Source organism: Micromonospora sp. CA-259024 (genome assembly GCF_050936255.1).
Lineage (GTDB): Bacteria > Actinomycetota > Actinomycetes > Mycobacteriales > Micromonosporaceae > Micromonospora.
In genome coordinates, this window is the sequence record NZ_JBNJND010000002.1 from 1731916 (window position 1) to 1754211 (window position 22296).

Below are 22296 nucleotides of genomic sequence, written 5' to 3' on the forward strand. Positions count from 1 at the left end.
AGCATCAGCGGGTGGCGCGTACGTCCGGTGTGTCGATGCCATCGGTGTGTGCGGCTGCGGCAGGTGTCGCAGGCGCGGTTCCGCTGTCCGAGGCGGCCTGCCTGGTGCCCTCGTTGGCGGTACCAGGTGCGGCCTCGTCACCAGTGTCGGGACCGGCTTCGTCCACGGCTTCGGGTCCGGTCTCGTCAACGGTGTCGTCCGCCGGGTCGCGGAGGACTGTGGATCCGTTGGTGGGCGGCCCGACCGCGTCGGAGGTGACAGATGCCGGGGCGGCGGACGCACTGCTCGCCTCGTCGGTGGCGAATGCCGGCCGACGAGGTTCACCCGTCGGGTCGGTGACCGTGGCCGAGGGGCGGGCGGCGGCGTCCGTATCCAAGGCGATGGGATCGGCTGAGGTTGCCGTCTGGCCGCCGGTCGGCCCGGCGCCGACAGTGGAGTCGGCCGCTGGTTCCGGAATCTCCTCTGCCGCCTCGATGACCGACGCAGCCTCCGCCGCGGCAGCGGCATCCGCGGCAGCGGACTGGGCCAGCAGGCTGGACGGTGCCTGCCACTGGATCCGGGGTGGCTCGGCGAGCGGTCGGCCACCGAACTCGGCGAGCCAGGCGGCGACAAGCGCCAGATTCTCCCGCCACTGCGCCTCGGAGATCGGGGGCAGGATCGAGTCCCACAGGGACAGGAAGGTGCCCCGCAGTTGAAGTCGGCCGTACGGCCGGGCGAGGAACCACATGTGCAGGTGGGCCGAGCCGTCGCCCCACCGGTTGACGTGCACCCGCGCCACGCCGTCGAGAGACCGGATGGCCCGCTCCAGACGTACGGTCATCACACCCAACTCGGCAGCAAGCAGGTTCGGCAGATCACCGAGATCGAGGTGGGTTCGCGATTCCAGGATGAGCACCATCGGCAGTCCGGTGGGCCGGTCCATGGCCCGTACGCGCCACCTCTCACCCACCCAGATGTAGGCGTCGTCGGGTGCGTTGCAGGCGGTGCATTCCCGGAGACCCTCGCCCTTCCGGGGCGGTTCGACCGGGACCGGATCATCGAGTTGCTTCACGTGGAGGTCACCCTCGAAGGGGAACGACGGCCACTGGGTGAAGTCCGGGACTGAGGGAGGGGTGTCGTGCACGACGCTGACCCTAACCGAGTCTGGCACCGCTGTCCCTACCTGTTTGATCGGTCCCGGCCCACCGGATCAGCACCCTCCATCGACCACGTGCATGGGGTCACCACTGCGCCGTGGAGGGATATCCACAGGCTGCCGAGATCCTGAACACAGCCCGTCATCCACAGGCCCGCACCCGCTCTCACGCGCTGTTTCACGTGAAACGGGGGGTGCCTGTGGACAACGGGTGTGGATAACTTTTCGGCCCGTCGGTCGTTGTCCCGCACCGCTGAAGGGACCGGCTGCAGCGAGCCACCGTCGGGCCTCTCGACGTGTCGAGCTGTCGTGTCTGGAGCCGTGGGCCGCCACGAACCCGGGAGAAGAGACACGGGGGTGGAGAGGCCGGAGGCGGAGGTCGAACGGCGAGGCGGGCGGTGGGTCCGGGTGCGGGTGCGGGTGACGCCGCACCGATCCGTCGGGTCGGCGTCCCAGGCCACCTGCCGGCGCCGCGCGCCGGCGGCCGCGAATCCGCCCAGCGGGGCTGCCATCAGCCTGCCTGACGTCTGCACTTCGGGAGGGTCAGTCACCCGGCCGGTGCGGCCCTGTCCCCTGCTCACTCAACCGGATGCCACACCTCGTCGGACATGGCCTGCCACCCACCCGCACGCGGCTGGCGGGTGTGGTGGCGGCAGATTGCCGCCGACGCCCTCGACGGGGGCCCGCGGCAAGCGCACTGGTGGTTTCGGTAGCCGATACCTCGGGCCGCATGGTGCAGGAGGTCGACGTCGATCAGGTCGGGATCGGTGGCACCGCTGGCCTCGGAGGACGCCGGGGCGGTGCAGCCGCCGACACGTCGCAGCGACGTCCGACGGTCGGATGACCACCGTCCGCCAGACGTGAGGCGCAGACGGCGGGTAGCCGACAGGAGGTGGGCGCTTCGACTGGCAGCTCGGTCGCCCCGGGCGTCGGTGCGCCTGGGGCGGGAACCTGGCCCGCACGCGCCGCGAGAGGGGCCTGAGCGCCTGAGGAGGACACGACTACCCCCTGCGGCGCGCGGGGCGGCAGGAGGGCGCTGAGCGGCGCGCAGGGGCACTCATGGCCGGCTACCAAATCATCCGCCGCCTCGTGGCCATCTGGCGCTCCTCCCGTCGGGCAGGGAAGTACGCCGCCGACGGCCATCCTCAGGCACCCCCCAGAGGTGCCGCGCTCCGTGGAGCCGCCGTTTCACGTGAAACGACGGCTCCATGTTTTGGTGTAATCGGGTATGCGCCCCGGCTCACCGGTCCCGGCTGCGCCCGTCGGCGGAGCGTGAAACGGGCCGGCCCGTTTCACGTGAAACGGGCCGGCTGACCTCGTCCTGGTCGCCGTCCGCCCAGGACGGGCCGACGGCCCGTTTCACGTGAAACGCGGCGGGGCCGGATGCAGAACGGCCGCGCTACCCGGAGGGGTGCGCGGCCGTAGGGCGGAAGTGGGAACTCAGTCCCCGTCCCCCTCCTCCTGCTGAACGCCGATGATGCCGACGATCCGCTCAAGATCGTCCACCGTCGCGAACTCAATCGTGATCTTGCCCTTGCTCCGACCGATGTCCACCTTCACCCGGGTGTCGAACCGGTCGGACAGCCGATCCGCGAGATCGGTCAGGGCCGGCGCGTGCGCCTTCGGTCGCCGCTTCGCGGCCTGGCCCTTCGCCGGCCCATCGTTGAGCGCCAGGGCCACAATCTCCTCGGTCGCCCGGACCGACAGCCCTTCGGCCACGATCCGCAACGCCAACTGCTCCTGCGCCTCCGCCTCGTCGAGGCTCAGCAGAGCGCGGGCGTGGCCCGCCGACAGGATCCCCGCGGCAACCCGGCGCTGCACCTGGGCCGGCAGGTTCAACAACCTGATCGTGTTGGAGATCTGCGGACGACTCCGGCCGATCCGACGGGCCAACTCCTCGTGGGTGGCCCCGAACTCCTCCAGCAGCTGTTGGTAGGCGGCAGCCTCTTCCAGAGGGTTCAGGTTCGCGCGGTGGATGTTCTCCAGCAGCGCGTCGCGAAGCATGGCGTCGTCGCGAGTGTCCCGGACGATTGCCGGGATGCTCTCCCGGCCCACCGCCTGGGCGGCCCGCCAACGGCGCTCGCCCATCACCAGCTCGTACTTCTCGTCGTCGAGCTGTCGGACGACGATGGGCTGGAGGAAGCCGACCTCCTGGATCGAGGTCTTGAGCTCCTCCAGTGCCTCCTCATCGAAGACCTGACGGGGCTGCTTCGGGTTGGGCAGGATCGCGTCGACCGGGATCTCGGCGAATCGCGCTCCCGGCACCGGACTGAGAGTGGGCTCCGGCTCGTCAACCGGCGTGCCGGTGGACACCGCGGGGACGGCCCCGGTGCCCGTGTCGTCGACGTGCTCGCTCTCCGGTTCGGCCGTCACGGTGCCGGCGGCACCCGGCACCGGCCCGGTTGGGATCAGAGCCCCCAGGCCCTTACCCAGACCGCCCCGAGGACGGTTCTTCATGCCACGCCTCCCAGCAACTCGTCCGCACTACGCATTCCGGCCCACCGGCTCCTTGACGCCCCGCTCGGCAATCTCCTGCGCGGCCTCGAAATAGCTCGTGGCCCCCCGCGAACCGGGATCGTAGGTCATCACCGACTGCCCGTAGCTGGGCGCCTCGGAGACCCGGACGTTGCGGGGGATGACCGCCTGGAGAACCTTGTCGCCGAAGTGGTTCCGGACGTCCTGCTCGACCGCGTCGGCCAACCGGGTACGGCGGTCGTACATGGTCAGCAGGATGGTGGAGACATCGAGCTTCGGGTTGAGGTGTTGGCGCACCAGGTTGATGTTGTTGATCAGTTGGTTGAGCCCTTCCAGGGCGTAGTACTCGCACTGGATCGGAATCAGCACCTCCTGGGCGGCGACCAGGGCGTTGACCGTGAGCAAACCGAGCGACGGTGGGCAGTCGATGAAGACGTAGTCGAACTCGCCCGGGTAGGCGGCGATCGCGCGGTCCAGACGCGACTCCCGCGCCACCACCGACACCAGCTCGATCTCCGCGCCGGCCAGGTCGATGGTCGCGGGTACGCACCAGAGGTTGGGGATGCCCTCGACCGCCTGGGCCACCTCGGCCAACGGCACGCTGTTGATCAGGCAGTCGTAGACGTCGGGGATGCCGGTGTGGTGCGGGACGTTAAGCCCGGTCGAGGCATTGCCCTGCGGGTCGAGGTCCACCACGAGCACGCGGTTGCCGTGCAGCGCGAGTGCCACCGCAAGGTTGACGGTGGTCGTGGTCTTGCCCACGCCGCCCTTCTGATTGGCGACGCACATGACCCGGGTCCGGTCCGGCCGAGGCATGGTCACCTCGCCACTGGGATTCAGGATCTGCACGGCGCGCATCGCCTCCATAGCCAACGGTGGGTCATCCTCTTCGCGCGTCGGGGTTTCACGTGAAACGTACGTGGGATCGGCGGCCACGGCGGCCAGCGACTCGGTCGAAGCGACCGGTGCGGCGGCGACCACCGGTGCGGCGTCCCGAACAGCCGCCGGGGTGGGTTGGTGCGGTACCGCCGGCTCGAAGCGAACCGCTGCGGCGGTGTTCCGCCGACCCGAGGTCGACCGCACCTCGGCGGCGTTGACCGGTCGACTCAACCCCTCCGGCGTCCGACGAACAGTCGTCGGGTCCGGGGTGATTGGGTCCTCCGGCTGGCCCGAGCCGGTGGGTTCGTCGCGCAACGGCGGTTCGCCGTCCGCAGGTTGGTTCGATGGCCCGGTCGCACCCGGCGACCAGCTCTGGTAGTCGGTTTCACGTGAAACGGGATCGCTGGTTGACCCGGTCACGCGTGGATCGTCGTACCTGCCGTCGTCATGCACCTGTCATCCCTGCCCGCTTCGGATGGTCGGTCCGCGCCCCGGTCAACTTGGCCGCACCCGCGCTCGCAACCCGGAGCGTACGGCCCTCGGGAGCGGTCGGAGACCCGCGACGTCCGTCGCCCGCTCCACACTATCGACGCGCGGTCAGCCTACGGCGGACGGGCGCGGCCGGTCCACGTCGGGTTCTCATCTCCTCGTCCATCCGTACCGGTACAACGAGGCAACCCACCGGCCGGAAGCCCGCTGGCGCGAAGTGTCAGCGTCGGCGGGCGCGTCCACCCCGAGGGCGCTTGTTGGCCGCCGGGGGCCGGGGGCCGACCATGCGCTCGCGCACGATCTCCACGACGGTGGTGGGCGGATCAATCACGTCGACGCCGCAGAGGTGCACGGTCGGCTCTCCGCCACCGAGTCGCGCCACCACCTCGGCGTGCTCCTCGATCTCCGCTGCGGCGGACGACCCTTTCAGCGCCAGCAGACGGCCGCCACGAACGGCCAGCGGCAGGCTCCAGCCCGCCAGACGATCCAGTGGCGCGACCGCGCGGGAGGTCACCACGTCTCCGCTGATCGGTTCCCGGCCGCTCGATCCGGTGGCCGCCTCGTCAGCCCGACCGCGGAACACCCGCACCGATCTGGCCAGGCCGAGTCGCTCGACGACCTCGATCAGGAACGACGTCCGTCGGGCGAGAGGCTCGATCAGGGTGACCGTGAGATCGGGGCGCGCGATGGCGAGAACCAGACCCGGCAGACCGGCACCGGAGCCGACGTCGAGCACGGTCGCGCCGGAGGGGATCAGCTCGGCGACCGCGGCACAGTTGAGCAGGTGCCGGTCCCAGATGCGGGGTGCCTCCCGAGGACCGATCAGACCGCGGACCACGCCATCGGTGGCCAACAGCTCGGCGTACGCGGCGGCCAGGTCGAGACGATCGCCGAAGAGGGTCAGTGCGGCCGGAGCGAGCTCGGGCGGCAACGCCGCCTCAGCTGGCGACGGGGCGGTGCCGAGTCGAGTCGCATCGGCATCGGCGGTATCAGGCTGGACAGCGGACGGCCCGGGCGGCGTGCCGCCCGGGCCGGTCACGGCGTCGGCCGTGTCGTCGTGGGTCACCCGGTCAGTCCGCCGGCCGTACGATGATGCGCCGGTTCGGCTCGACACCCTCGGACTCGCTCTCCACGCCGGACATGGCGTTGACCACGTCGTGGACGCACTTGCGCTCGAACGCGGACATGGCCTCCAGTCGGACCGGCTCGCCGTACTCCTTGACCTTCTCGACGGCGTTCTTGGCGACCGCGGCGAGTTCCTTGCGGCGGTTCGTCCGGTAGCCGCCGACATCGAGCAGCAGGCGGCTCGGCGTTCCGGTCTGCCGGAAGACGGCGAGGCGGGTCAGCTCCTGGAGAGCTTCCAGGGTGGCACCGCGCTGACCGACCAGGTTCTGCAGTCCGGCGCCGACCACCTCGACCACCGGTCGGCCACCGGCGACCAGCTCGTCGATGTCGCCGTCGTAGTCGAGGATGTCGAGGAGCCCCTCGACGTAGTCGGCGGCGATCTCGCTCTGCCGGAACAGGTCGCCCTCGCCCGCGGCCTTCTTCACCCGGACGCCGGTGGTGGCCTCGGTGTCGTCATCCGTCTCGGTGTCGTCGACCTCGTTGTCGTCGCCGTCCACCGCGAGCGTCGCGGTCTCCTCCTCGTCCAGGGACTGCTCGGCGTGGGGGATGCTGGTCTCGGTCACGGTCTCATCTCCGTACTCGCTCGGCCGGACCGTCGGGTCCGACTGGTTTCCCGGGGCCGGCGGGAGGTCGCCGGTGCCCACAGGCACGTCTGTACGGGCAGTGTCGCCCGTGGCCGCGCGATGCGCGGTCGTTCCGCCCGGTGCCGGCCGTACGGCGGCAGCACGGTGCGGAACGGGTCACCGCCGGTCACCCGGCGGCGGCCCTTACCGGTCAGCCCTGCCGCTTGGCGGGGCGGCCCTTCTTCGGGTTGTTGACCGGCTTGGCACCCGGCTTCGGCCCGGCCACCTTGGGCGCGGCGGCCTTGACCGGCGCCGGCGGGGCCGACTTGCCACGACCGAACAGACCACCGGACTTGGCGGGCTGCACCGGGTTGCGAGAGGCGGTGGGGGCGACCGCCTTCTTGGCGGTCACCGGCGGCGGGAACTTCCGCAGCACCCACTGCTGCTGCCCGAGGGTGAAGAGGTTGTTGGTGACCCAGTAGATGATCACACCGATCGGGAAGATCGCGCCGGAGATCAGCAGCGACGCGGGGATGCCGTAGAGCATCAGTCGCTGGATCATCCGCTGCTGCGGGTCCTCGGCCCAGCCGGTCTTGAGGATCATCTGACGGCTGGTCAGGTAGGTGGTCGCGATCATGACCAGAACCAGGACGCCGGCGATGATCTTCACGGTGGTGCCGTTGGCACCGAGACTGGCCAACTCGTCGGGCGTGGAGCCGAACTTGCCGGCGATCGGTGCGGTGAAGAGCTTCGCCTGCGAGGCGCTCTGGAACTGGTCGACGGTCCAGCCGTAGAGGGTCTTGCTCTGCTTGTCCGGGTCGAGCCGGCGCAGCACGTGGAAGAGGCCGAGGAAGACCGGGATCTGGAGGAACATCGGAAGGCAACCCATCAGCGGGTTGGCCTTTTCCTTCCGGTAGAGCTCCATCATCTCTTTCTGGAGCGTCTCCCGGTCACCCTTGTGCTTCTCCTGCAGCTCCTTGACCTTGGGCTGGAGCGCCTGCATCGCTCGCTGCGACTTGATCTGCTTGACGAAGACCGGGAACAGGATCACCCGGACGGTGACCACCAGGAAGACGATGGCCAGGATCCAGGCGAAGTTGGTGCCGATCACCGAGCCGACCGGCACCCCGATGGCGTCCCAGGCAGAGTGCCAGGTCAGCAGGATCCACGAAATCGCGTAGTAGATCCAGTCGAGACTCAGACTCAATTCGGGGCTCCAGTCACATCAGCACGGCGGCGGCCGCCCGGCTCCGGAACCGGGTCATATCCACCAGGGTGAAAGGGGTGGCAGCGCAACAGCCGCCGGACCGCCAGCCCGGCTCCCCGGAGCGCGCCGTGCCGAGCGACCGCCTCCTGGGCGTACGCACTGCACGACGGATAGAACCGACAGCGGGCCGGCAGTGCCGGACTTATCCACCGACGGTACGCGATGATGGGCGCGATCAGCACCTTGGCACCGGTTGTCGGCGGGCGTGGGCTGCTCTGGTCGGTGCCGCTCATCGGGACCGCCGCTCGCGGGGCGACCGGGCGACCGCGATGGCGGCGTCCAGGTCCGTGGCGAGGCGAGGGTACGACGCCTCTGCCGCTGCGGGGAGTGCCCGGACGACCAGGGTGCTGCCTGCCGGCAGGGCGATCAACCGTTCCCGGACCAGTTCCCGCAGTCTGCGCCGGACCCGGTTACGGGTCACCGCGTTGCCGACGGCTTTGGACACGACGAAGCCGGCGCGGGACGGCACGGATAACTGCTCCGCACTGTTGCCCCGCGCCGGCTCCGGCGAGGTCGGTGTGCTGGGGTCGGCTGTCACCGGCACGGTCAGGTGGACCACGACGGCGCCACGTCCGGCGCGTCGGCCACCGCGAACCGCTGCGGCGAAGTCAGTGCTGCGCCGCAGTCGCTGTGCGGCGGCCAGCACGACTGCCCACGTCCCCTGGACCGGCCCGGTCGGCTCAGGCCGACAGGGTGGTGCGACCCTTGGCGCGACGGCTCGAGAGGATGGCACGGCCGGCACGGGTGCGCATGCGCAGCCGGAAGCCGTGGGTCTTCGCGCGCCGGCGGTTGTTCGGCTGGTAGGTGCGCTTGCTCACGTCAGGCTCTCCGTTTTCGTACGCGCCCCGCGCGACGGGATCGCCGGGGTCGTGTGGTGGTCCAGGCCACCTCGACGGTGGCCCCCGATCGGTGCTGTCCGGCGGAGCGGGACCTCGGCGATGCGGGGATGCGACCGCGGACAGCAAGCACCCATCACCCTAGCAGAGGGCGAGAAAGCAGCCGTTCCAGCCTACGCAGGGGGGCAATGACCGTCAAACACCCCGATCGGCGAACAACAGGACGCGCCCGAGGCCGAAGGGCGGTTTTCGCTGATGCCGACAAGGGCGTCGCCGCGTCGCCGGTTGATGGGGCAGGGACAACGCTGTTACCGTGCCCGATTGCGGTGAGCGTCGGAAGCTCCGGTCGTCGCGCAGGCAAGACCGGACAAGCTAGTGAATCGTTCGGCACGGTGAACCCGCTTCAGCGCCCGGTCAGGCAGGGGGCAGGTCCCACCCGCGTCCGGCGGCGGCCACAATCGGTCGGTACACAGGCTGTGGATAACTTGTGGATGACCACCGGTCGACCGTCCGCGTGGGTGTTGTTCCACCCGCGAACGCGGCGGGCCCGGGACGGCCGGCTGGCAGACAGCGGCGGCCGGGAGCAGAGGCGAGGGGGTGGCACGACGGTGGCCGGTACGACCGACCTTGCCGCGGTGTGGTTGGCGGCGACCGACGAGCTCGCCGACGAGATCATCTCCGCTCAGCAGCGTGCCTATCTCCGACTGACCCGGCTGCGGGCGATCGTCGAGGACACCGCGCTTCTCTCCGTCCCGGACGCGTTCACCCGCGACGTGATCGAGTCACGACTGCGCCCGGCGATCACCGAGGCGCTCACCCGCCGGCTCGGCCGGCCGATCCAGGTCGCGGTCACCGTCCGGGTGGCCGAGGACGCCACCGGCCGACCGGCCGGCACCGTCTACCGCAGCGCCCCGGACACCGGGCCGCTCGACATCGAGGGTCCGGCCGGCGTGCCGCTCGACACCGACCACGGCGGCCGGTCGGCCACCGACGCGATGATCCCTGAACAACCACACGCGGCGCTCGGGCCTGAGCCGGTCGCGCCACCCGCGCCGGCGGGTCCGCCGCTCGCGGCGACCACGGACGGGCACCGTTCGGGGCTGATCCCGACCAGCAGGGACGGGCAGGAGGCGCTGTTCAGCGCCGCGTTCGCGGAGCCGATGCGGTCGTCCCGACCAGGACCGGACCGGCGCGGCTACGACGAGCAGGCCGCTCGCCTGGACCCGCCCGGCCCGGACACCCGGCCCTACGAGCCCCGCTACCGGGAAGACGCGGCGTCGCCGCGCGACCAGCACGTGATCCGCGCGCTGCCGAGAGACAGCGGAACGGACAGCGGCCCGGGCCGCAGCGGAGTGGACCATCGGGCGGGTGGCCGCGACGACCGCCGGCTGCCCGGTGCCGACACCGGCGGCAACCGGCTCAACCCGAAGTACATGTTCGAGACGTTCGTCATCGGCTCGTCCAACCGGTTCGCGCACGCGGCGAGCGTGGCGGTGGCGGAGTCACCGGCGAAGGCGTACAACCCGCTGTTCATCTACGGTCACTCCGGGCTGGGCAAGACCCACCTGCTGCACGCCATCGGGCACTACGCCACGACACTCGGCAACGCCCGCTCGGTCCGGTACGTCTCGACCGAGGAGTTCACCAACGACTTCATCAACTCGCTCCGGGACGACAAGACCAGTGCGTTCCAGCGGCGCTACCGCGACGTCGACATCCTGCTGATCGACGACATCCAGTTCCTGGAGAACCGCGAGCGCACCCAGGAGGAGTTCTTCCACACCTTCAACACCCTGCACAACGCCAACAAGCAGATCGTGATCACCTCCGACCGCTCGCCGCGCCAGCTCGCCACCCTTGAGGACCGGATGCGAACCCGGTTCGAGTGGGGGCTGCTGGCCGACATCCAGCCGCCGGACCTGGAGACCCGGATCGCGATTCTGCAGAAGAAGGCGGCGCAGGAGCGGATGTACGCCCCGCCGGACGTGCTGGAGTTCATCGCCTCCCGGGTGTCGAACTCGATCCGGGAACTGGAGGGCGCGCTGATCCGGGTGACCGCGTTCGCCAGTCTGACCCGGTCGACAGTCGAGCTGTCGCTGGCCGAGGAGGTGCTCCGGGACTTCATGCCCGACGGCGCCGGGCCGGAGATCAACGCCGACCAGATCATGGCGTCGACCGCCGACTACTTCGGTGTCAGCCTGGAGGATCTGCGCGGCCAGTCCAGGTCCCGGGTGCTGGTGAACGCCCGGCAGGTGGCCATGTACCTGTGTCGGGAGCTGACCGAGCTGTCGCTGCCCCGGATCGGGCAGGCCTTCGGTGGCCGGGACCACACCACGGTGATGCACGCCGACCGGAAGATCCGTCAGCAGATGGCGGAGCGCCGCTCGCTCTACAACCAGATCGCCGAGCTGACCAACCGGATCAAACAGAACAGCTGAGGCGTACGCCAGCCGTCGTGACGGCACGCAGCCCGGGACGCGCCCGGCCGGATCTCCGGCCGGGCGTTCTTTTTCTCGTCCTCAGCTCGACTCTCGACATGGTGTAGGCCACAGCATCGAAGCCGTGACCGCCTCGACTCCCGCTCGTTGTCCACAGCTCGTTGTCCACCGTCGGTGGATAACTACGGTCCGCACTTCGCCGGTTACCCACAGGCTGTGGAGAAACCCTGTGTACGAGGCTGTGGACGCCTGGGGACAACCGTCACGTTTTCCACCGATGACCGTCGACCTGTGTACGAGCTGTTGAAGGTTCTGGGGATGACGGCAATGGTGATCTTCATCGTCGTCCACAGGCTTGGGGAGAAAGTCGGTGGATTACCGGTGGACAACCGGTGGACGACGGTGGACAACCGGCCGTCGAGACGCGGCTGTGGACACGCAAGGAGGTTGTACCCCTGGTTCTCCACAGCTAAATCACCGGTGGATAACCTGTCTGAGCTGCGCAGACCCGGGTTTTCCACACTTTGCACAGGTGCGATGAAGACGATGAGTTATCTCTTCTAAGAGAACAAAAACCAATCATCACCGTTGGGCTTTCTGTGGATCGGGCCTAACGCTGCCGGATGAGCCGGTCAGCACCGACACGATCCATGGGGTCGGGCGCACAGCCGATGCCCCCGCGCCCTAAGGTGCGATGGGTACCCGCACGGTCGGGCGGGACGGTAGGCAGCGGTCGGCATGAGAGAGTTGTCGCTGACGTCGACGCGGAGGCATTGATGAAGTTCCGAGTGGAGCGCGACGCGCTCGCTGAGGCCGTGGCGTGGACCGCGAAGAGCCTGCCCAACCGGCCATCCGTACCGGTGCTCGCCGGGGTGATGCTCCGCGTCACCGACGGCAACCTGCGGGTCTCCGGGTTCGACTACGAGGTCTCCAGCCAGGTGACCGTCGAGGTGCAGGGTGACGCCGACGGCGCCGCGCTGGTCTCCGGCCGCCTGCTCGCCGAGATCACCAAGGCACTGCCGGCCAAGCCGGTGGACATCGCCGCGGTCGGCGCCCACCTCGAGCTGGTCTGCGGCAGCGCCCGGTTCACCCTGCCCACCATGCCGGTGGAGGATTACCCCGCGCTGCCGGAGATGCCGCAGAGCGCCGGCACGGTCGACGCCGCCACCTTCGCCACCGCCGTCGCCCAGGTGGCCATCGCCGCCGGCCGGGACGAGACGCTGCCGATGATGACCGGCGTCCGCGTCGAGCTCTCCGGCAACACGCTGTCGATGCTCGCCACCGACCGTTACCGGCTGGCGCTGCGTGAGATCCAGTGGCGGCCGGACGACCCCGACGTGAGCTTCAACGCCCTGGTGCCGGCCCGCACCCTGAACGACACCGCCAAGGCGCTCGGCCCGCTGGGCGGCGAGGTCACGCTCGCCCTCGCCCAGGGCGCCGCCGGCGAGGGCATGGTCGGCCTGGCCGGCGGCACCCGGCGCACCACCAGCCGCCTGCTCGACGGTGCCAACTACCCGCCGGTGCGTTCGCTCTTCCCGGCCACCCACAACGCCGAGGCCCGGGTGCCGGTCAGCACCCTGATCGAGGTGGTCAAGCGGGTCGCGCTGGTCGCCGAGCGGACCACCCCGGTGCTGCTCAGCTTCAGTGCCGACGGCCTGGTGGTCGAGGCGGGTGGTTCCGAGGAGGCGCGGGCCAGCGAGGCGATGGAGGCCACCTTCACCGGCGACGCGTTGACCATCGGGTTCAACCCGCAGTACCTCATCGACGGCCTGGCCAACCTGGGCTCCCAGACCGCCGTGCTCTCGTTCGTCGACGCCTTCAAGCCCGCGGTGATCTCTCCCGCCGGTGAGGATGGCGAGGTCGTTCCGGGGTACCGGTACCTCATCATGCCGATCCGCGTTTCCCGCTGATCGCGCCCAGCAACACCCAGATCCACGGAGGTAGAAACACATGCAGCTCGGCCTTGTAGGACTCGGCCGGATGGGCGGCAACATGCGGGAGCGGTTGCGTGCTGCCGGTCACGAGGTGGTCGGCTTCGACCACAACGCACAGCTGAGCGACGTCGCGACCATCGCGGGCCTGGCGGAGAAGCTCGAGTCGCCGCGTGCGGTCTGGGTCATGGTGCCCGCCGGTGTCACCGATGCCACCATCGACGAGCTCGCCGCGGTGCTCGGCGAGGGCGACATCATCATCGACGGCGGCAACTCGCGCTTCAGCGACGACGCCCCCCGGGCCGAGCGGCTCAACGAGCGGGGTATCGGCTACCTCGACGTCGGTGTCTCCGGTGGCGTCTGGGGCCGGCAGAACGGCTATGGGCTGATGGTCGGCGGTGCCCAGGAGCACGTCGACCGGCTCATGCCGATCTTCAACGCGCTCAAGCCGGAGGGCGAGTTCGGCTTCGTCCACGCCGGGCCGGTCGGTGCCGGGCACTACTCGAAGATGGTGCACAACGGCATCGAGTACGGCCTGATGCACGCCTACGCCGAGGGCTACGAGCTGCTGACCGCCTCCGAGCTGGTGACCAACGTGCCGGGGGTGTTCAAGTCCTGGCGGGAGGGCACCGTCGTCCGCTCGTGGCTGCTCGACCTGCTGGACCGGGCGCTCGACGAGGACCCGGAGCTGGCCGACCTGAGCGGCTACACCGAGGACACCGGCGAGGGCCGGTGGACGGTCGACGAGGCGGTCCGGCTGGCCGTGCCGCTGAACGTCATCACCGCGTCGCTGTTCGCCCGGTTCGCCTCGCGGCAGGACGACTCGCCCGCCATGAAGGCCGTTGCCGCGCTGCGCCAGCAGTTCGGCGGCCACGCCGTCCACAAGCGCTGAGCGGTATCCACACCCTGTGTACGTTCACCGGCTGGAACTGGTCGACTTCCGCTCGTACGAGCGGGTCGCCGTCGATCTCCAGCCGGGGGCGAACGTCCTGACCGGCGCCAACGGCGTCGGCAAGACCAACCTCGTCGAGGCGCTGGGCTACGTGGCGACCCTGGACTCACACCGGGTCGCCACGGACGCCCCGCTGGTCCGGATGGGTGCCGCCTCGGCGGTGATCCGGTGTGTGGTGGTGCACGACGGGCGGGAACTCCTGGTCGAGCTGGAGATCGTGCCCGGCAAGGCCAACCGGGCGCGGCTGGGCCGCTCCCCGGCGCGACGGGCCCGGGACGTGCTGGGCGCCCTGCGCCTGGTGCTCTTCGCCCCCGAGGACCTGGAACTGGTCCGGGGCGACCCGGCCGAGCGCCGCCGCTACCTGGACGACCTGCTGGTCAACCGACAGCCCCGGTACGCGGGCGTGCGGGCCGACTACGAGCGGGTGGTCAAGCAGCGCAACGCCCTGCTGCGCACCGCGTACCTGGCTCGCAAGACCGGCGGGTCCCGGGGCGGCGACCTCGGCACCCTCGCCGTCTGGGACACCCACCTGGCCCAGCACGGCGCGGAGCTGCTCGCCGGTCGACTGGAGCTGGTCGCCGCGCTCACCCCGCACGTCGCCAAGGCGTACGACGCGGTGGCCGCCGGTCGGGGCGCGGCGAGCATCGCCTACCGGCCCTCGATCGAGCTGGCCGAGCCGACCACCGACCGGGCCGCGTTGGCCGAGGCACTGACCGCCGCCCTGGCCGCGTCCCGCTCCGCCGAGATCGAACGGGGCACCACCCTGGTCGGCCCGCACCGCGACGAGCTGGCACTGACTCTCGGCCCACTGCCCGCCAAGGGGTACGCGAGCCACGGTGAGTCCTGGTCGTTCGCGCTCGCGCTGCGGCTGGCCGGGTACGACCTCCTACGCGCCGACGGTATCGAGCCGGTGCTGGTGCTCGACGACGTCTTCGCGGAGTTGGACACCGGCCGCCGGGAGCGGCTGGCCGAGCTGGTGGGCGGAGCGAGTCAGTTGTTGGTCACCTGCGCGGTGGACGACGACGTGCCGTCCGCCCTGCGCGGCACCCGCTACCAGGTCGGCGAAGGGACGGTACGCCGTGTCGGATGAGCCACGCACCAACCGACCCGTGGCCGGCGGTGACCCCGCAGCCGCGCGTACCCCCGGGGCGGAGGCGACGGGCGGTGAGCCGGCGGCCGCCAGCGGGCCGGAGCTGGCCCGCGCGGTGCTCGACGCGGCGCTGTCGCGGCGGCAGGCGGCGGCCCGCGCCCGGCGTACCCCTGGCGGCGGGAGCGGCGACGCTGCCGCCGGTTCGGGGCGGCGCTTGCGTGGCTACTCCGGCCCCGGCCCCGACCCGCGCGATCCGCAGCCGCTCAGCGCTGTGCTGAACCGGTTGGTGAAGGCGCGCGGCTGGCAGCAACCGGCGGCCGAGGCCACCGTGTTCGGCGCCTGGGAGCGGGTCGTCGGCGCGGAGGTCGCCCAGAACAGTCGCCCGGTCAAGCTGGAGAACGGCGAGCTGACCGTGGAGGCGCGCTCGACCGCGTGGGCGACCCAGCTGCGGCTGCTCGCGGGGTCGCTGCTCAAGCAGATCGCCAGCGAGGTCGGCCACAACGTGGTGCGCAAGCTGCACATCCATGGGCCGGCCGCGCCGTCCTGGGCGAAGGGGCCGCGCCGGGTGCGTGGCCGGGGCCCACGCGACACGTACGGCTGAGCGGGCTGCTCAGCCCCGCCGGTCGGCCTCCCGGGCCGCTCGCTTCCGTTCGCGCTGCTCCCGGGTGTAGCGCTTGCGCTCGGCGAGGTCGCGTTTCCACGCCTCTCGGGCCTCGGCCGAACCGCCCTGTACCGCGCCCTGAACCCCCTCGGCTGGGCCGGCGAGGTACCGGTAGGCCCAACGCAGGAATCGGCCACCCTCACCCGGGGACCCGGTGACCGCGCCGTCCTCGCTCATCTGCCGCCCTCTCCCGCACTGTGCCGGTTCGTCCGTCCGCCCGACATACCGTTGGTGCCCCAATGGTTGGTGCACCAATGATCGGTACGATAGTCATCGTGCTTGGGGAGGGCAACCGATGAACGAACAACCGGACGGCGTCGACCCGCTGGCGCTGGAGCAACAGGTCTGTTTCGCCCTCTCGGTGGCCGCGCGCAGCGTGGTGGCCGTCTACCGGCCGCTCCTGGAACCGATGGGGCTGACCCATCCGCAGTACCTGGTCATGTTGGCGCTCTGGCAGCACGCGCCGTTGTCCGGTCGCGATCTCAGCCGCCTGTTGCAGCTCGACCCGGGCACACTGTCACCCCTGCTCAAGCGGCTCGAAGCGGCGGGCTACCTGCGCCGGGAGCGCGACGCCACCGACGAGCGCAGCCTCGCTGTCACCCTCACCGTCAGCGGTGCCGCGCTGCGGAGCCAGGCAGAGCTGATTCCGGCCGCGATCGTGCAGCGCCTCGGGCTGCCCGTGGAGGACCTGCAACACCTGCACGCGGTGCTCACGCGGCTGATCGGGGCGGCCAACCGGCCGAGCGGCGACCAGGCCGCCCCGGAGACCGGCGCAGCGGCTCAGGCGTCGGCGTAGACGGCGAAACCGCGCTCGGCACAGCGCCGGTAGAAGGCGGCCAGCACACCCAACTCGGCGCAGGTGAAGTTCCACTGCGGCGGATCGCCGCGCTCATCGCGCAGCGCGTCGAGCCGGCTCTCCAGCCACCGCAGCTGCTGCTCGGCCAGTCTGCCGTCGCCGAGCAGCGAACGGAGCACGGTGCTCACCGACTCGAAGGTGACCGCCTCGCCGTACGCGCGGTGCCCGGCGACGAACCTCTCGATGCCGCCGGCGATCCAGGAGCAGCCGTCCGGGTCGATGACCGGGTCCTCGTCCTCGGCGGCGGCGTCTGTGGCGTACAACACACCTTCCAGGCCGAGAAGCAGATCCACCAACTCGGTGTACGCGGTCGCCCGGATGGTGCCGGTCTTCGCGATGAGCTCAGCCAGCGCCGCGGTCGGCGCGGAGATTCGCGGCATCTCGACGATCTCGCCGAAGTCGACGAACTCGGCCGGCGCGACCGGGTCGTAGAAGCGGCCGGTACGCGGCCAGTGCACCGCGACGTTGTCCAGCCCCATCTGTCACCTCTTAAAGAGCACGTGTCGGGTCGATCGGGTCGATCGTCCCGGTTCCGGCCGGTAAAGATCAAGGCCGGTTCCGGGGCGCCGCAAACGTACGGCACGGACGCTCCGGCCGCGACCCCCGACCCGCCCGGCCGCGGGTCAACCCGTCCGGGGGCGGCGCGTGCGATCGGAGCCTGGCGTGTGGGGGGAGTCGCGGGCGATGGGGTTCTGCCGGCTACGGACTTCTGAGCCGCCTCTCTGAGGGTGCCGAGTGGTGGTTCTGTCCTTCGCGCACAGTAGGATTGACAGCGAGACGAAGACCCGGTGGGGAGAGGGATGGGGCCAGCGGCCCCAGGTTCATTCTCCACGTCGGGTTGAGCCGATCGCGATCCGCGGGCAACCGCGGCGACCGGCGCGTTCGACCCGCTGTCCGGAGGTCTCCGGCACCGGTCCGCGCGCCGACGTCGCGTCCTGTCCGCCGAACCCGCGCCCGACGCGCCCTACCGGCGCGGCTGACGCGAGAAAGTGGCCGAGGGTGGCAGCGCAGGACAAGCAGGAGTACGGCGCAGAGTCGATCACCGTTCTTGAGGGTCTGGAGGCGGTCCGCAAGCGGCCCGGTATGTACATCGGGTCCACCGGTGAGCGCGGTCTGCACCACCTCGTCTGGGAGGTCGTCGACAACGCCGTCGACGAGGCGCTGGCGGGATACTGCGACACGATCGACGTGGTGCTGCTCGCCGACGGTGGCGTCCGGGTCACCGACAACGGCCGTGGTTTCCCGGTCGACCTCCACCCGAAGCTCAAGAAGCCGGGTGTCGAGGTGGCGCTGACCGTGCTGCACGCGGGTGGCAAGTTCGACGGTAAGGCGTACGCGGTCTCCGGTGGTCTGCACGGCGTCGGTGTCTCCGTCGTGAACGCGCTCTCCACCCGGATGGCCGTGGAGATCCACAAGTCCGGCTTCGTCTGGCGGCAGCAGTACGACAACTCCAAGCCCGGCCCGCTGGACAAGGGCGAGCCCACCGACCGCAGCGGTTCGGCGGTCTCCTTCTGGCCCGACCCGGACGTCTTCGAGACCGTCGACTTCGACTTCCAGACCATCTACCGGCGCCTGCAGGAGATGGCCTTCCTCAACCGTGCCCTCCGCATCCACCTGCTCGACGAGCGGGTGGCCGAGGAGGAGGACGGCCGCCAGCGCGAGGTGACCTTCTTCTACGAGGGCGGCATCGCCGACTTCGTCCGGCACCTCAACGCGTCGAAGAGCCCGATCCACAAGACCGTGGTCGAGTTCGAGGCCGAGGAGGAGGGGATGTCGCTCGAGATCGCCATGCAGTGGAACGAGTCGTACGGCGAGTCGGTCTACACCTTCGCCAACACGATCAACACCCACGAGGGCGGCACCCACGAGGAGGGCTTCCGGTCCGCGCTGACCAGCGTGGTCAACCGGTACGGCACCGACAAGAAGCTGCTCAAGGGCGACGAGAAGCTCTCCGGCGAGGACATTCGGGAAGGGCTCGCGGCGATCATCTCGGTCAAGCTGGCCAACCCTCAGTTCGAGGGCCAGACCAAGACCAAGCTGGGCAACACCCCGGTGAAGAGCTTCGTGCAGCGGGTCTGCAACGACCGGCTGGTCGACTGGTTCGACCGCAACCCGGCCGAGGCCAAGATGATCATCACGAAGGCCTCCCAGGCGGCCCGGGCCCGGATCGCCGCGCAACAGGCGCGCAAGCTGGCCCGGCGCAAGTCGCTGCTGGAGTCCGGCTCGATGCCGGGCAAGCTGGCCGACTGCCAGTCGACCGACCCGCGCGAGTCCGAGGTGTTCATCGTCGAGGGTGACTCGGCCGGCGGCTCCGCCAAGCAGGGTCGCGACCCACGGACGCAGGCGATCCTGCCGATCCGCGGCAAGATCCTCAACGTGGAGAAGGCCCGGATCGACCGGGTGCTGAAGAACAACGAGGTCCAGGCGCTGATCACCGCGCTGGGCACCGGCATCCACGACGACTTCGACATGGAGAAGCTGCGGTACCACAAGGTGGTGCTGATGGCCGACGCGGACGTCGACGGCCAGCACATCCAGACCCTCCTGCTCACCCTGCTGTTCCGCTTCATGCGTCCGCTGGTCGAGATGGGGCACGTCTACCTGGCCGCCCCGCCGCTCTACAAGATCAAGTGGAACAAGAAGGGCGACGACGCGCAGTACGCGTACTCCGACCGCGAGCGGGACGGGCTGATCGTGCTGCGCCAGCAGAAGAAGCCGAACGCCAAGCCGGACGACATCCAGCGCTTCAAGGGCCTCGGCGAGATGAACTATCCCGAGCTGTGGGAAACCACCATGAACCCGGCGACGCGTACCCTGCGTCAGGTCACTCTCGACGACGCGGCGACCGCCGACGAGTTGTTCAGTGTGCTGATGGGTGAGGACGTCGAGGCGCGCCGGTCGTTCATCCAGCGCAACGCCAAGGACGTGCGGTTCCTGGACATCTGACGGACCGTGGTGGATCGGTCGGGCGCTGCCTGGCCGGTCCACCGGTCCACAGAGTTATCCACAGCTTGGCCGGTATCCACAGCCGTTATCCACAGCACGAAAACGACTCTGAGTCTGATAAGGGTATACAGTGACCGATTCTCCCGAGTCCACACCGAACGAACCCGAGGTCCCCGCCGAGGCCATCGCCGCCGTGGTCGCGCACGACCGGATCGAACCGGTCGGGCTCGAGGTGGAGATGCAGCGCTCCTACCTCGACTACGCGATGAGCGTCATCGTCGGTCGTGCGTTGCCGGACGTCCGGGACGGGCTCAAGCCGGTCCACCGCAAGATCCTCTACGCCATGTTCGATTCCGGCTACCGGCCGGACCGCGGCTACGTGAAGTGCTCCCGGGTCGTCGGCGACGTGATGGGCCAGTTCCACCCGCACGGCGACTCGGCGATCTACGACGCGCTGGTCCGGATGGCGCAGCCCTGGTCGCTGCGGTATCCACTGGTCGACGGCAACGGCAACTTCGGCTCGCCGGGTAACGACCCGGCCGCCGCGATGCGGTACACCGAGTGCAAGCTCGACCCGCTGGCCATGGAGATGCTGCGGGACATCGACGAGGACACCGTCGACCTGCAGGACAACTACGACGGCCGGGCCAAGGAGCCCACGATCCTGCCGTCGCGGATTCCCAACCTGCTGGTGAACGGCTCCGAGGGCATCGCGGTCGGCATGGCCACCAAGATCCCGCCGCACAACCTGCGCGAGATCGGCGCGGCGGTGCAGTGGTGCCTGGAGCACCCGGAGGAGGACGAGGAGACCACCCTCGAGGCGCTGCTCGGCATCGTCAAGGGCCCGGACTTCCCGACCCACGGTCTGATCGTCGGCACGACCGCGATCCAGGACGCGTACCGCACGGGTCGTGGCTCGATCCGGATGCGCGCCGTGGTGGAGGTCGAGGAGGACAAGCGGGGCCGGCCCTGCCTGGTCGTCAGCGAGCTGCCCTACCAGGTCAACCCGGACAACCTCGCCGAGCGGATCGCCGAGCTGATCAAGGAGGGCAAGCTCGCCGGGATCGCCGACATCCGTGACGAGTCCTCCGGGCGTACGGGCATGCGGATCGTGCTGGTCCTCAAGCGCGACGCGGTTGCCAAGGTCGTGCTGAACAACCTCTACAAGCACACCCAGCTCCAGGAGACCTTCGGCGCCAACATGCTGGCCCTGGTCGACGGGGTGCCGCGCACGCTCAACCTGGCCCAGTTCATCCGCTACTACGTCGAGCACCAGATCGACGTGATCCGTCGGCGGACCGCGTACCGGTTGCGTAAGGCCGAGGAGCGGGCGCACATCCTGCGTGGTCTGTCCAAGGCACTGGACGCCCTGGATGAGGTGATCGCCCTGATCCGGCGCTCGCCGACGGTGGAGGACGCGCGGCAGGGCCTCATCCGGCTGCTGGAGATCGACGAGATCCAGGCGACCGCGATCCTGGACATGCAGCTGCGTCGCCTCGCGGCCCTGGAGCGGCAGCGGATCCTCGACGACCTGGCCAAGCTCGAGATCGAGATCGCCGACCTCAAGGACATCCTCGCCAAGCCGGAGCGGCAGCGGAAGATCGTCTCGGAGGAGCTCGGCGAGATCGTCGCCAAGTGGGGCGACGAGCGGCGCACGCAGATCATCCCGTTCGACGGCGAGGTCTCGATGGAGGACCTCATCGCCCGCGAGGATGTGGTCGTCACGATCACCCGGACCGGGTACGCCAAGCGGACCAAGGTCGATCTCTACCGCTCGCAGCGGCGCGGCGGTAAGGGCGTCAGCGGTGCCACGCTGCGGCAGGACGACATCGTCAGCCACTTCTTCGTCTGCTCAACCCACGACTGGATCCTGTTCTTCACAAACAAGGGTCGTGTCTACCGGGCCAAGGCGTACGAGTTGCCGGAGGCCAGTAGGGTAGCCAAGGGCCAACACGTGGCCAATCTGCTCGCCTTCCTACCCGACGAGCAGATCGCGCAGATCATCGAGATCCCGAACTACCAGGTAGCCCCCTATCTGGTACTGGCCACGAAGAACGGCCTGGTGAAGAAGACGCGGCTCGAGGAGTTCGACTCCAACCGTTCCGGCGGCATCATCGCGATCAACCTGCGCGATGAGGACGAGCTGGTCGGTGCTGCGCTGGTTGCGCCAGAGAACGACCTGCTGCTGGTCTCCAAGAAGGCACAGGCGATCCGGTTCAACGCCTCGGACGAGGCGCTGCGGCCGATGGGCCGGGCCACCTCGGGTGTGATCGGCATGCGCTTCACGGACGACGACGTCCTGCTCGCCATGGAGGTCGTTCGGGATGGTTTGGACGTTCTGGTGGCCACGAACGGGGGATACGCGAAACGCACCCCGATCGAGGAATACCCGGTGCAGGGCCGGGGAGGTAAGGGCGTGTTGACTGCGAAGATCACCGAACGGCGCGGTGGTCTGGTCGGCGCGGTGGTGATCGATCCGGACGATGAGCTGTTCGCGATCACCAGCAACGGTGGTGTCATCCGGACTCCGGTGAAGCCTGTACGCCGTACGCGTGACCGGAACACAATGGGGGTCAAGCTGATGGACCTCCCGGACGGCGTGACTATCGTGGCGATTGCTCGCAATGCCGACGAGCCTGACGAACAGGACTAG

General features: G+C 69.7%; 19 protein-coding genes. 8 read left to right on the forward strand and 11 right to left on the reverse strand.

What is annotated here, in order from left to right:
• Positions 1–4 precede the first annotated feature (4 nt).
• The 9 genes from ACQEUX_RS27540 to rpmH all read right to left on the reverse strand — a co-directional run bounded on the left by ACQEUX_RS27540 (position 5) and on the right by rpmH (position 8751).
• Entirely contained in the window at positions 5–1123 is a 1119-nt protein-coding gene (locus ACQEUX_RS27540; protein WP_433054274.1) for a hypothetical protein, read from the reverse strand.
• Positions 1124–2575: 1452 nt separating this feature from the next.
• Complete coding sequence (locus ACQEUX_RS27545) at positions 2576–3592, reverse strand: ParB/RepB/Spo0J family partition protein (RefSeq protein WP_433054277.1); 1017 nt, start codon at positions 3590–3592, stop codon at positions 2576–2578.
• 27 nt (positions 3593–3619) lie between these two features.
• Complete coding sequence (locus ACQEUX_RS27550) at positions 3620–4942, reverse strand: ParA family protein (RefSeq protein ID WP_433054280.1); 1323 nt, start codon at positions 4940–4942, stop codon at positions 3620–3622.
• A gap of 256 nt (positions 4943–5198) precedes the next feature.
• Entirely contained in the window at positions 5199–5909 is a 711-nt protein-coding gene (gene rsmG / locus ACQEUX_RS27555) for a 16S rRNA (guanine(527)-N(7))-methyltransferase RsmG (RefSeq protein ID WP_433057175.1), read from the reverse strand.
• A gap of 139 nt (positions 5910–6048) precedes the next feature.
• A complete protein-coding gene (locus ACQEUX_RS27560; protein WP_433054283.1) occupies positions 6049–6666 on the reverse strand; it encodes a protein jag in 618 nt (205 codons plus the stop codon).
• Positions 6667–6877: 211 nt separating this feature from the next.
• Complete coding sequence (gene yidC / locus ACQEUX_RS27565; RefSeq protein ID WP_433057177.1) at positions 6878–7867, reverse strand: membrane protein insertase YidC; 990 nt, start codon at positions 7865–7867, stop codon at positions 6878–6880.
• Between the two features lie 2 nt (positions 7868–7869).
• A complete protein-coding gene (gene yidD / locus ACQEUX_RS27570) occupies positions 7870–8166 on the reverse strand; it encodes a membrane protein insertion efficiency factor YidD (RefSeq protein WP_433054286.1) in 297 nt (98 codons plus the stop codon).
• Positions 8163–8579: a ribonuclease P protein component gene (gene rnpA, locus ACQEUX_RS27575; RefSeq protein ID WP_433054289.1), complete on the reverse strand. Its 417-nt coding sequence runs from the start codon at positions 8577–8579 to the stop codon at positions 8163–8165. The genes yidD and rnpA overlap by 4 nt, the downstream gene beginning before the upstream one ends.
• A gap of 34 nt (positions 8580–8613) precedes the next feature.
• Positions 8614–8751, reverse strand: a complete 138-nt coding sequence (gene rpmH, locus ACQEUX_RS27580; RefSeq protein ID WP_007453904.1) for a 50S ribosomal protein L34 — start codon at positions 8749–8751, stop codon at positions 8614–8616.
• Positions 8752–9260: 509 nt separating this feature from the next.
• Between rpmH and dnaA the strand changes: the two genes are divergently transcribed.
• The 5 genes from dnaA (at position 9261) to ACQEUX_RS27605 (ending at position 15781) form a co-directional block, all read left to right on the forward strand.
• On the forward strand, positions 9261–11207 hold the full coding sequence (gene dnaA, locus ACQEUX_RS27585; protein ID WP_433054292.1) for a chromosomal replication initiator protein DnaA: 1947 nt from the start codon (positions 9261–9263) through the stop codon (positions 11205–11207).
• A gap of 776 nt (positions 11208–11983) precedes the next feature.
• Positions 11984–13117, forward strand: coding sequence for a DNA polymerase III subunit beta (dnaN, locus tag ACQEUX_RS27590; RefSeq protein ID WP_433054295.1), 1134 nt, complete (start codon positions 11984–11986; stop codon positions 13115–13117).
• Between the two features lie 40 nt (positions 13118–13157).
• Positions 13158–14030, forward strand: a complete 873-nt coding sequence (gene gnd / locus ACQEUX_RS27595; protein WP_433054298.1) for a phosphogluconate dehydrogenase (NAD(+)-dependent, decarboxylating) — start codon at positions 13158–13160, stop codon at positions 14028–14030.
• A 16-nt stretch (positions 14031–14046) separates the two neighbouring features.
• Positions 14047–15180: a DNA replication/repair protein RecF gene (recF, locus tag ACQEUX_RS27600; protein ID WP_433054301.1), complete on the forward strand. Its 1134-nt coding sequence runs from the start codon at positions 14047–14049 to the stop codon at positions 15178–15180.
• Positions 15170–15781 (forward strand): DUF721 domain-containing protein, encoded by a 612-nt coding sequence (locus tag ACQEUX_RS27605; RefSeq protein WP_433054304.1) that lies wholly within the window; start codon positions 15170–15172, stop codon positions 15779–15781. The genes recF and ACQEUX_RS27605 overlap by 11 nt, the downstream gene beginning before the upstream one ends.
• Positions 15782–15790: 9 nt before the next feature.
• On the opposite strand, the gene ACQEUX_RS27610 is transcribed toward ACQEUX_RS27605, so the two are convergent.
• Positions 15791–16018: a hypothetical protein gene (locus ACQEUX_RS27610; protein ID WP_433054307.1), complete on the reverse strand. Its 228-nt coding sequence runs from the start codon at positions 16016–16018 to the stop codon at positions 15791–15793.
• Between the two features lie 118 nt (positions 16019–16136).
• Here ACQEUX_RS27610 and ACQEUX_RS27615 point away from each other — a divergent pair, with 118 nt between their 5' ends.
• Positions 16137–16637 (forward strand): MarR family winged helix-turn-helix transcriptional regulator, encoded by a 501-nt coding sequence (locus ACQEUX_RS27615; RefSeq protein ID WP_433054310.1) that lies wholly within the window; start codon positions 16137–16139, stop codon positions 16635–16637.
• Here ACQEUX_RS27615 and ACQEUX_RS27620 read toward each other — a convergent pair.
• Positions 16622–17176, reverse strand: a complete 555-nt coding sequence (locus ACQEUX_RS27620) for a hypothetical protein (protein WP_433054313.1) — start codon at positions 17174–17176, stop codon at positions 16622–16624. The two genes, ACQEUX_RS27615 and ACQEUX_RS27620, sit on opposite strands and share 16 nt — an antisense overlap.
• 520 nt (positions 17177–17696) lie before the next feature.
• On the opposite strand from ACQEUX_RS27620, the gene gyrB reads away from it, so the two are divergent.
• A complete protein-coding gene (gyrB, locus tag ACQEUX_RS27625; RefSeq protein ID WP_433054316.1) occupies positions 17697–19643 on the forward strand; it encodes a DNA topoisomerase (ATP-hydrolyzing) subunit B in 1947 nt (648 codons plus the stop codon).
• 130 nt (positions 19644–19773) lie between these two features.
• Positions 19774–22296: a DNA gyrase subunit A gene (gene gyrA, locus ACQEUX_RS27630; RefSeq protein WP_433054319.1), complete on the forward strand. Its 2523-nt coding sequence runs from the start codon at positions 19774–19776 to the stop codon at positions 22294–22296.